12 protein-coding genes are annotated in these 10,760 nt (G+C 59.5%); 11 read left to right on the forward strand and 1 reads right to left on the reverse strand.

The window, feature by feature from the left end:
• The first annotated feature begins 77 nt into the window (after positions 1-77).
• The 10 genes from miaA to VNM72_08480 all read left to right on the forward strand — a co-directional run bounded on the left by miaA (position 78) and on the right by VNM72_08480 (position 7,721).
• Positions 78-1,070 carry a tRNA (adenosine(37)-N6)-dimethylallyltransferase MiaA gene (gene miaA, locus VNM72_08435; protein HXF05428.1) on the forward strand — a complete coding sequence of 331 codons (993 nt, stop codon included), beginning with the start codon at positions 78-80 and terminating at the stop codon, positions 1,068-1,070.
• 31 nt (positions 1,071-1,101) lie between these two features.
• Positions 1,102-1,407 carry an RNA chaperone Hfq gene (gene hfq, locus VNM72_08440; protein ID HXF05429.1) on the forward strand — a complete coding sequence of 102 codons (306 nt, stop codon included), beginning with the start codon at positions 1,102-1,104 and terminating at the stop codon, positions 1,405-1,407.
• A 38-nt stretch (positions 1,408-1,445) separates the two neighbouring features.
• The gene (gene tmk, locus VNM72_08445) at positions 1,446-2,126 is read left to right on the forward strand and encodes a dTMP kinase (protein ID HXF05430.1); all 681 of its coding nucleotides are present in this window, start codon (positions 1,446-1,448) and stop codon (positions 2,124-2,126) included.
• 42 nt (positions 2,127-2,168) lie between these two features.
• Positions 2,169-3,170 (forward strand): DNA polymerase III subunit delta', encoded by a 1,002-nt coding sequence (gene holB / locus VNM72_08450; GenBank protein HXF05431.1) that lies wholly within the window; start codon positions 2,169-2,171, stop codon positions 3,168-3,170.
• 7 nt (positions 3,171-3,177) lie between these two features.
• The gene (locus VNM72_08455) at positions 3,178-3,735 is read left to right on the forward strand and encodes a carbon monoxide dehydrogenase subunit G (protein ID HXF05432.1); all 558 of its coding nucleotides are present in this window, start codon (positions 3,178-3,180) and stop codon (positions 3,733-3,735) included.
• A gap of 537 nt (positions 3,736-4,272) precedes the next feature.
• On the forward strand, positions 4,273-5,175 hold the full coding sequence (locus tag VNM72_08460) for a M55 family metallopeptidase (protein ID HXF05433.1): 903 nt from the start codon (positions 4,273-4,275) through the stop codon (positions 5,173-5,175).
• Between the two features lie 258 nt (positions 5,176-5,433).
• The gene (locus VNM72_08465) at positions 5,434-5,712 is read left to right on the forward strand and encodes a hypothetical protein (protein HXF05434.1); all 279 of its coding nucleotides are present in this window, start codon (positions 5,434-5,436) and stop codon (positions 5,710-5,712) included.
• The gene (locus VNM72_08470) at positions 5,684-6,043 is read left to right on the forward strand and encodes a hypothetical protein (protein ID HXF05435.1); all 360 of its coding nucleotides are present in this window, start codon (positions 5,684-5,686) and stop codon (positions 6,041-6,043) included. Before VNM72_08465 ends, VNM72_08470 begins: the two co-directional genes overlap by 29 nt.
• A 123-nt stretch (positions 6,044-6,166) precedes the next feature.
• Positions 6,167-6,292 carry a hypothetical protein gene (locus VNM72_08475; protein HXF05436.1) on the forward strand — a complete coding sequence of 42 codons (126 nt, stop codon included), beginning with the start codon at positions 6,167-6,169 and terminating at the stop codon, positions 6,290-6,292.
• Between the two features lie 109 nt (positions 6,293-6,401).
• Positions 6,402-7,721: a M20 family metallo-hydrolase gene (locus tag VNM72_08480; GenBank protein HXF05437.1), complete on the forward strand. Its 1,320-nt coding sequence runs from the start codon at positions 6,402-6,404 to the stop codon at positions 7,719-7,721.
• A gap of 7 nt (positions 7,722-7,728) precedes the next feature.
• Here VNM72_08480 and VNM72_08485 read toward each other — a convergent pair whose 3' ends face one another.
• Positions 7,729-7,929 (reverse strand): hypothetical protein, encoded by a 201-nt coding sequence (locus tag VNM72_08485; GenBank protein ID HXF05438.1) that lies wholly within the window; start codon positions 7,927-7,929, stop codon positions 7,729-7,731.
• Between the two features lie 262 nt (positions 7,930-8,191).
• On the opposite strand from VNM72_08485, the gene VNM72_08490 reads away from it, so the two are divergent.
• Positions 8,192-10,760, forward strand: a 2,569-nt coding sequence (locus tag VNM72_08490) for a sialidase (GenBank protein HXF05439.1), incomplete at its 3' end; no start/stop codon positions are given.

A 10,760-nucleotide genomic window follows, 5' to 3' on the forward strand; every position in this document is an offset into this window, starting at 1 on the left:
ATGAGCCCGCTCAGCAAGAATCAACGTTTGGGGGCGCTCCTTCTCTTCGGCCTCCTTTTGCTTGTGGCCTGGTACCGATGGATTCAGTAAGGCCCCGACCCATCCCGGCGATTGTGGGCCCGACCGCATCGGGGAAGAGCGATCTGGGAATGGCTCTGGCGCGCCATTTTGGCGGCGAGATCATCAACTGTGACTCGGTTCAGGTCTACCGGAGGCTGGAGATCGGCACAGCGAAGGTTCCGATGTCGTGGAGGCACCTTGTCCCGCATCACCTCATAGACATCGTGGAACCGACGGAGAATTTCACTGCCGGGGAATATGCGCGACGAGCGCGGGCGGTGATCGAAGAGATCGAAGCGCGAGGACGACTGGCCATCCTCGTCGGCGGCACGGGGTTCTACCTGCGGGCGTTGCGCCAGCCGCTGTTTGAATCACCGCCGACGGATCTGGAGCTGCGTCAGCGTCTGACCCGGATACGGGAGCGCTGGGGAACGCACCATCTCTATCGGATGTTGTGCCGGGTTGATCCTCCCACTGCCGGCCGCCTCTCACCCAATGACTGGTCGCGCATCACACGGGCGCTGGAGTACTACTTTCAAACGGGGCGACGATTGTCCGAGAATCAGATTCACCGACCTCCTCCGCCGGATTGTGCCCGGCGCATCGTTGTCATTGCTCTGGATCCGCCACGGGAGGAACTTTACCGACGCATCAACGCGCGGGCGGAGGCCATGTTCCGCCAGGGGCTGGTGGATGAGGTCAAGAGTCTGCTGGACGCGGGAATTCCTCCATCGGCCAAGGCGTTTGGCGCACATGGGTACCGGCGGGTGATCCAGTACCTTCAGGGGAAGATTTCCCTCCCCCAGGCCATCGAACTGACGAAACAGGACACGCGCCACTACGCCAAACGGCAGCTCACGTGGTTCCGACGAGAACCGGGCGTCACCTGGTTCAAAGGATTCGGCGATGATCCCCGGATTCAGGCAACGGTCATTGCATTCCTCAGCGAGACCCATGACCTGCACCCCGCAGACGAACGTCAGAATGACGTTGAAAAGAGATCGGGCTGATGTTAGGTTTAACAGCCAACGTGAACGATCTATGACAGACGAACAGAGACAAAACGTGCTGGGGGAGGACACGTCCTTGGCAACGACCGAGCATAACGTTCAAGATGTCTTCCTGAACCATGTTCGGCGGGAACGCATGACGGTCACCATCTATCTGGTCAGCGGTGTGAAGCTCATCGGGAAGATCAAAAGCTTCGACAAGTTCTCGGTCCTGTTCGATGCCGGACATCAGGACATGCTGCTGTTCAAGCATGCCATTTCGACCATCTCGGTCGCCAAGCACAGTGAAGCCAAAGTGAAAGCGGGAGCATCGCCCTCTCCCGAAGCGACGCCGTGAGCCGACGGTCTACGGCCCGAGAGTGGTCAAACGTTCCGATGAGAGGACGACTCATCACGTTTGAAGGCATTGACGGGTCCGGGAAGACGACCATGGCAGCCCGGGCGGCTGATTTCCTTCGTCAGCACAACATCCCCTGTGTGACCACGCGGGAACCGGGCGGGACTCGCCTTGGGGCAGCCATCCGCGCGATCTTATTACCCTCGACGGCCGAGAAGAAAGTGACGCCGCTCACCGAACTGCTGCTCTACGCGGCGGACCGAGCCGAGCATGTGCGAGAAGTTATCCTTCCCGCTCTGGAGGCGGGGAAAATCGTTCTCTCCGATCGCTACATGGACGCCACCATTGCCTATCAAGGATACGGGCGAGGAAACGATCTGGAGTTTGTTCGCGCGCTCATGACCGTAGTGACGGCGGGCGTGCGTCCGGATCTGACGCTGCTCCTGGATCTGGACGTGGCGACAGCCGAGCGGCGTCTCCACGAGCGCGGCGGTCGAGGCGCGAACTGGCTCGATCGGGAAAGTCACGACTTCCACGAGCGCGTCCGCCGGGGCTATCTGGAGATCGCCCGATTGGAACCCGACCGGGTCGTCGTCATTGATGCCAGCGGATCGGTCGAGCACACCGCCGCGCGCGTGATCGAAGTGATCAGGGAGCGACTGCAAGGGTGGAGTTACGCACGGAGAAACGAGGAGAATCCGCCCGATGATGACCCGTAGCAACATCCGTCCGTGGCTCATTTGCTTGGGGGAAACATCTCGGTGGCCTTCGCAACGTTGATCGGCAATGAGAGCGTGAAGCACGCCCTTCGCACGGCCCTGGCGACGGGACGACTCGGCCAGGCATTGCTTTTCTCCGGTCCGAGCGGAGTGGGCAAACGGCAGTTCGCCTTAACTCTGGCCAAGGTGCTCAACTGCCATGCCCCCTCGGACAATGATTGTTGTGACCGGTGTCCGCCCTGCCGGCAGATTGAGCGGGGTGAGTTCCTCGATGTGATGGTCATCGAGCCGGAAACTCACGTCCTCAAAATTGATCAAATTCGTCATCTCGTCCAACACGCTCTCTACAAACCCTTTCAGGGGCGAGCCCGCGTGTTCCTCCTCGATCCCGCCGATGCCATGAACGACCAGGCGGCCAATGCGCTGCTCAAAACCCTGGAGGAGCCACCGCCCACATCGTTTTTCATCCTCCTGACGACCCGGCCTCACCAGTTACTGCCCACGATTCGTTCGCGCTGTCAACACTATCGGTTCCAACCGCTCACGGTCCGGGAAGTGGAAGCGTTTCTGCGCCAGCGATTTCACCGTCCGGATTCGGAGATTCGCTTGCTCGCCCGCCTGGCCCAGGGTCAGATCGGACGGGCCCTCGCCATTGATCTCTCGGCCTACGAGGCGATGCGTCGGGAGATGATCGAGATTCTCACTTTGCTTGCTTCGGGGAATCGAACGCGACTGATCGGAGCGGCGGAATATCTCGGACGCCGGCTGACGCGAGAGGAATGCGAGGAGCGACTGGATTTGTTAACCGGTCTTCTTGTAGACCTCGTCCGTCTGATCGAGAAAGCGGAACCGTCCTCTCTGCTCAACAGCGACATAGCCGACCGTCTCCTGCGACTGGCCGAGAAGCTCGGTCGTGAACGAATCGTTCGCCTCACGGAGCGGATAGAGAAATTTCGGAACGATCTTCGACGAAATATCCACCGGCAAATCGCGCTGGAAAACCTTTTTCTGAGCGAATGCGAACACGTACTATTGCAACGGTGACGAGATCATGAGAATTGAGGGAACAGCCACGATCAGGGCGCCGCGAGACATCGTATGGGACCTACTCATTGATCCGAACGTGATTGCCCGGTGCATCCCCGGCTGCCAGAAGCTGGAACCCCAGGGAGATAATCGCTATGCCGCCACGCTGGTTGTCGGTGTGGCCGCCATCCGCGGAACTTACGAGGGAACCTTCACGCTGAGCGATCTTCAACCGCCCGGGAGCTACCGTATCGCCTTCGACGGAAAGGGGACGCAGGGTTTCGTCGCAGGAACCGGAACCCTCACGCTACAACAACAGGATGAGCACACCACGGTTCACTATGCCGGTGATATTCGCATCGGGGGTACACTCGCGGCTGTGGGTCAACGAATGCTCCAATCGGCGGCCCGGATGATGGCCGGCCAGTTTTTCACGGCCATTGAAGCCGAAGCCGAAGCGGCCCTGAAAGCCCGGGAGACGGGCCGCGCCGCCCCATCCGTTCGACACGGCATCGTGCTGACGTTGCTTCGCTCCTTGCGCAATCTCGTGAGAAACGTCCTTCGTCGAGCCTTCAAACGATAAGCCACCTCTCCCTGGACGGACGTCATCGGACACGACTGGCCGAGTTGGCGCAAGCCCAAGATGTTGTCACACGACGCAAAACGCCCGGTCGAGATCAAGAACTATCCCCACGCTGATCCATCTACCGGATACCCCCGATGGGGTCATCCGAAATTCCAGAAACGGAATTGACCTCCGGACAATTCAGCCGGTGGACAGCCGCCGTCGCATCTCCTAGAATACGCGCCGCATGAGTGAGATTCAGGGGGATCCGAGTCGTGATAGGGCGCGAGAAGAAGACCGAACGATATCTATGCGAAGGAGAGTCACCAGCGAATGAAAAATGCCAGCGGACGGGTGATTCGTGAGAATCTTTTATCCGTCCTCGGGGTTTTCGCATCAGTCCGCGCGTTTCGCGAGCTCTTTTCCGAGGACTCGTCCATGTGCTTCGCACGCCACCGAGGGTTGAAAAATGAGGTCTTCCAATGGATGAAAAACGCCAACTGCATCTGTTGGAACCTTTCATCCGTTGGCAGGAGTTTTCGTAAGGAGGAGCTAATGAGACGACAGGTCGGTGTGGGAATGTTTATCCTGCTTCTGCTCGGCGGGACCATGCCCTGCAATGCCCAACAGCGATTGAAGATTTACATTTCGGCGGATATGGAAGGGATCGCGGGCGTTGTGACCGACGAGCAGTTGGGACCGAACGGGTTTGAGTACCAGCGATTCCGCGAGTTCATGACCGCCGAAGTCAATGCGGCCATCGAAGCGGCGCGACAGGCCGGAGCGACCGACATCGTCGTGAGCGATTCTCACGGCAACGGGCAGAACCTGCTCATCGAGAAACTACCCAAAGATGTCACTGTTGTTCGCGCCTGGCCTCGACCGCTCATGATGATGCAAGGGATTGATGAGACCTTCGACGGAGCCATTTTCATCGGCTATCACGCCAGCGCCGCCAATCCCCAGGGGGTTCGCGCGCACACGATCTCCAGCGCCCGGTTTGCTGATGTTCGCCTCAACGGGGTTTCGGTGTCCGAGGCGGTGATCAATGCCGCCATCGCCGGTCATTTCAATGTCCCGGTCATCATGATCTCCGGCGATGATGCCGCCGTCGGCGAAGCCGCCACTGTGCTCGGAAATATCGAAACGGCGGTCGTCAAATGGAACTACGGATTTCATTCGGCCCGGACGCTGACGCCGGAGGCGGCTACCGAGGTGATCCGCCAGAAGGTGCGGGCTGCTATCGGCCGAATCAAAGAGTTCAAACCTTACCGTGTGAGGACGCCGGTGACGCTGGAGATTCAATTCAAGAACTATCGCCCGGCGGAGATCCTGAGCTACCTCCCGATCGTTGAGCGGATCGGGTCGCGCACAATACGCATGGTCGGCAAGGATATGATCGAGGTCTCAAAATTTCTGGAGTTCGTCGTCACATACGATCCATCGCTTGCGCCTTGAGGCAAAGCGACGGCGAAGGGAGGATCGGTCATGACGAGGACTGCGCCGTAATTTTCGCCTCGACCTAACCGGGACTCCCGCTACTCTTGGCTGTGTCACTCGAACCCGTTCCACTTTTGATTCGGCAACGCGAGGGAAATTACACGGGGTCAGTCATCATTGGAGCCACCAGGGCGCTTGAATCTCCTATCGGATTGGGGCTACTATGGACAACCTGATGCGAGAGACGTGGTGACGACACGGGAGACGATCACGAGCATGAAAAGTCCATCGCCAACGGAAGCCCGCGCCCAGCGCGGAGAAGCGATTTATCGGCAGTTCCTTCGCGATAAGCTGGAGCCGACGCACAAAGGAGAGTTCGTGGCCATCGAGCCTGACTCAGGCGACTACTTCCTTGGCAAGACCTCGCTTGAGGCTATTTTGAAGGCGCGCCAGAAACATCCCGACAAGGTTTTTCATGTGATTCGTATCGGACATCCGACGGTAGGGAAGATCGGGCGGTGCGGGCATGATTCGCGGATACGTCAACGCGGATGATGAAGCCGTCATTGAAGTAGAAATCATCGGCTCGGGGCTGATTGAGGCCGTCATTGACACAGGCTTCAGCGGTTTTCTCGTATTGCCCCGCACCCACCCATATAGTTCGACCCTCCCCGTAGTAGCCTCTGAGACCTACGACGTGGCGGGCGGACAACGCGTGACTTTTGATGTGGCTTTGGGGAAGATCCACTGGATGGGACAGGCCATGCTGGTGGAGATTCTTCTCAGTCCGGGGGCTGAGGTGCTCATCGGAACACAGGTGTTCCGAGGACAGCGACTGGAGATTGATTACGACAAGCGCACCGTTATGGTTGACTTCAGCCCCTAGTCTTCCGATTCTCCTGAACGACGGGGTGAGAGAGTACCATGCGGCTGAATCTCAGAGCAGGTCGAATCGCCCCAATAAATAGCTCTCGTGCGAAAAGAATGTTCAGGCTCGATACGCGAGCAAATGAAGCACATTCAATGCAGCTATCGCGATACCATGCGCGATGGCTCCGGCGAGCAACTCGCTATCCTCCTGCCTCTTGGGGAAAGCGTCATGCCGATTATCGGGGGATTGGATCACGCACAATAGGCATGGTCGGCAAGGATATGATCGAGGTCTCAAAATTTCTGGAGCTTGTCGTCACATACGATCCATCGCTTGCGCCTTGAGGCAAAGCGACGGCGAGAGGAGGTGGGTCATGAGGACGTTACTCTTTCTGCTGCTGGGCGTCGGTGTGATTGTTTCGGGATCGGAGCCTGACGGCTTCTCTCAATCGAGCGAGCGTCCGCTGCGAGTGAACGGGCGGCGGATTGAGGAGCGGCTGATGGCGCTCGCGCAATTCGGCAAAAATCCCGAAGGCGGCGTCAGCCGCGTCGCCTTCAGCGACGCTGACGTTCAGGGTCGCCAGTACATCATCTCGCTCATGCGCGAGGCCGGTCTGACGGTGCGGATTGATCCGGCGGGCAACATCATCGGGCGACGCGACGGGAGCGATCCGTCGCTTCCGGTCATCCTCTTCGGATCGCACATTGATTCGGTTCCGCGCGGGGGGAATTACGATGGAGATGTCGGCGTCATCGGCGCCATCGAATGCGTTCAGGTGCTCAAAGAAAACGGGGTGATCACGCGGCATCCGCTGGAAGTGGTCGTCTTCGCCGACGAAGAAGGAGGGCTCGTGGGCAGTCGGGCCATGATCGGCGAGCTGACGCCGGAGACGCTCGACGTCATCAGTCACAGCGGCAAAACCGTGCGCGAAGGCATCCGGTACATCGGCGGCGATCCCGATCGCCTCGCGGAAGCCCGGCGGCGCAAGGGCGAGATCAAAGCCTATCTCGAACTCCACATCGAGCAAGGGGCGCGACTGGAGGCGGAGAAGGTTCAAATCGGCGTGGTCGAGGGGATCGTCGGGATCAACTGGTGGAACGTGACCGTTGAAGGGTTCGCCAATCACGCCGGGACGACGCCGATGGACCGGCGGCGGGATGCGCTGCTTGCGGCGGCTCACCTCATCATCGCTGTGAATCGCATCGTCACGAGCGTGCCCGGACAACAGGTGGGGACGGTCGGGCGCATCGCGGCTGAACCGGGCGCTCCCAACGTCATCCCCGGTCGCGTGGTGATGAGCCTCGAATTGCGCGACCTCTCGCGCGAGAAAGTGGCCTCGCTGTTTGAAAAGATTCAGCAGGAGGCGCGGGCCATCGAAGGGCGATTTGGCGTGACCATTCGATTCGATCCGATCCCGGCCAATTCGATCCCGGCGATGACCGACGAGCGCGTGCGCCGGCTCATCGCCGAATCCGCGCGCGAGCTGGGCCTGAGCTACATGTTCATGCCCAGCGGGGCAGGCCATGATGCCCAGGAGATCGCCCGCATCGCCCCCGTCGGGATGATCTTCGTCCCCAGCGTGGGCGGCATCAGCCACTCGCCCAGGGAGTACAGTCGGCCCGAGGACATCGCCAACGGGGCGAACGTCCTGCTCCAGACGATCCTCAAGATTGATCGCGGAGCACTGCCCTGATGCATGCTCAAGAGGCAGCGAAGACTTTCGAGCCTGAGACGCTTGCGCAAGCGCGAAAGCTTGCGCCACACAAACCATATTTTTCGGAGAAATTGCTCATGTGCTCACGCACGCCACGAAGGGTGAAAATGGGTTCGCCAACGGATAAAAAGTACCAACGGATGGTTGATCCGTTGGAACCTTTCATCCGGTGGAAGATAATTTTCATGGGAGTCGCTCATGGGGGGTCCCAGACTTTCACCCAGAACCCTTGAAAATGAGGCTCGCCAACGGATAAAAAGTGCCAAAGGATATTTGATCCGCTGGAACCTTTTATCCGATGGGGAGGATTTTCAAGGGAGTTGTCTCTGATGCAGTGGCGTGATCCCAGGACGATAAACATCTGGAAGCGCCCGTTTCCAACGGGCCTGGCGCTCAGTTCCACGGAGCCCCCGGAGGCGTGCGCTCCCGGAGATTTTCGGAGGAGGACTATGAGGGGCAAATACAAATCACATGTGGCTTCTTTCATCGTCGTTTTTGCAATGACGGCGAAGATGCTGATTCCGGTATGGGGTCAGCAAGTTCCCATCAGTTTTGAGGCGCTCCGGTATCGGTACATCGGACCGGTGGGCAACCGCGTCACGAGCATCGTCGGCGTGCCGGGGCAGCCGAATATCTATTATGCCGGAGCCGCATCGGGCGGCATCTGGAAGACAACCGATGGAGGCGTAACCTGGCAGCCGATCTTCGATGATCAGCCCGTATCCTCCATTGGCTCGCTGGCTGTCGCACCGTCGGATCCGAACATCGTGTGGGCGGGAACCGGCGAGGATTGCATTCGCAGTCACATCTCCATCGGCAACGGTATTTACAAATCGCTCGACGCCGGGAAGACGTGGATGCACATGGGCCTTGAGAAGACGGGCCGCATCGGACGCATCGTCATTGATCCACAGAATCCCGACATTGTTCTGGCCTGCGCCCTGGGCCATGCTTACGGACCACAGCCCGAACGTGGCGTCTTTCGCACGACCGATGGAGGCAAGACCTGGGAGAGGACTCTGTTCGTTGACGAGAACACCGGCTGCTCCGACATTGCCATGGACCCGAACAATCCCCGGATTCTTTTCGCCGGCATGTGGCAATTGGAAATCCACACCTGGGGACGGGAAAGCGGCGGGCCGGGCAGCGGCCTTTACATGAGCCGGGATGGCGGCGTGACCTGGAAGCGCCTGACGGGTCGTGGACTGCCCACGCGCGAGGTCGGCAAAATCGCCGTGGCCGTCGCACCGTCCAATTCCAACCGGGTCTACGCCATCATCGAGACGGGCGATGGCGTCCCTTGGAAAGGCAAAGAGACGGACCGGGGCACGCTCTGGCGCTCGGACGACGGTGGGGAGACCTGGCGCGTGGTGAGCTATGATCACTATGTCAACGGGCGCGCTCACTACTACTCGCATCTGGCCGTGGCTCCCGACAACGAGAACGAAGTCTATTTCCTCACCGCCGCGTTCTCCGTTTCGTTTGATGGTGGCCAGACGATAAATCCGGTGCCTCCCGGATCCAGTCCCGGTGGTGACAATCACGAGATGTGGATTGATCCGAAAAATCCCAACCGCATGGCCGTAGCCAATGATGGTGGCGTCTCGCTTTCGACGACGCGAGGCCGCACGTGGCAGCGCATTCAGCTTCCCATCGCGCAGATGTATCACGTCACGGTGGACAACCAGATCCCGTACTATGTCTACGGCAATCGCCAGGATGGGCCGTCAACGCGAGGGCCGAGCAACAGTCGCCTGATGGGATTTGGCGGCAGCCCTGGCATTATTCCCCGTGGCGAATGGCACTCGGTCGGAGGCGGCGAGAGCGGCTGGGCCACGCCCGATCCGGTGGATCCCAATATCATCTGGTCGAGCGCCTCGGGTTCAGGGAGCGTGGGCGGCATCGTCGTCCGCTACGATGAGCGAACCCGACAGGCCCGCAACGTTGAGGTCTGGCCCGATAGCACCATTGGTTGGCCGGCGGCCGAGCTGAAGTATCGCTTCGTTTGGACGTTCCCCCTGACGATCTCGCCGCACGATCATAACACGGTCTACGTCGGCAGCCAGTACGTGCATCGCACGACCGACGGGGGACAGAGCTGGCAGGTGATCAGTCCCGACCTGACGAGCAACGACAAGAGCCGACAACAAATCTCCGGCGGCCTCACTCCCGACAACATCGGCGTGGAGTACGCTCCGGTCGTCTTCGCCATCGCCGAATCGCCGCGGGAAAAGGGAGTCATTTGGGCCGGAACCAATGATGGTCTCGTGCACATCACCCGGGACGGCGGTCGCACCTGGACCAACGTCACGGCCAACATCCCCAACCTTCCCCCCTGGGGAACGGTGAGCAACATCGAGCCCTCGCGCCATCAGGCCGGCAAGGCCTACATCACCGTAGATTTTCACCAGGTCAACAATCGCGACCCCTACGTCTATAAGACGACCGACTACGGGAAGACGTGGAAACTCATCACCAACGGAATTCCCAGGAGTCCGTTGAGCTATGCTCACTGCATTCGGGAAGACCCGGTTCGACCGGGTTTACTCTACCTGGGCACGGAAAACGCGCTCTACGTCTCATTCGATGATGGCGAAAACTGGCAGCCGTTGCAGATGAATCTTCCTCATGCGCCGGTTTACTGGCTGGTGGTGCAGGAGCATTTCAATGATCTCGTGGTGGCGACCTACGGGCGCGGCTTCTGGATTCTGGACGACATCACGCCGTTGCAGCAACTGACGCCGCAGGTTCTCGCGGCGGAGGCGCATCTGTTCGCTCCTCGGCCGGCTTATCGCTTCCATCCGATCACTCCACCGATGATGATGTCCAACGATCCGACGGCGGGTCAGAATCCACCCTATGGAGCTTCAATCAACTACTATTTGAAGTCGGTGCCGAGCGGGGATGTGACCATCCGCATTCTCGACGCCAGGGGGCAGCTCGTGCGCACGCTTCAGGGCACCAAGCAAGCCGGCCTCAATCGCGTATGGTGGGATTTGCGGACGGAGCTATCGAAGG

The sequence above is a fragment of the Blastocatellia bacterium genome, from assembly GCA_035573895.1.
Lineage (GTDB): Bacteria > Acidobacteriota > Blastocatellia > HR10 > HR10 > DATLZR01.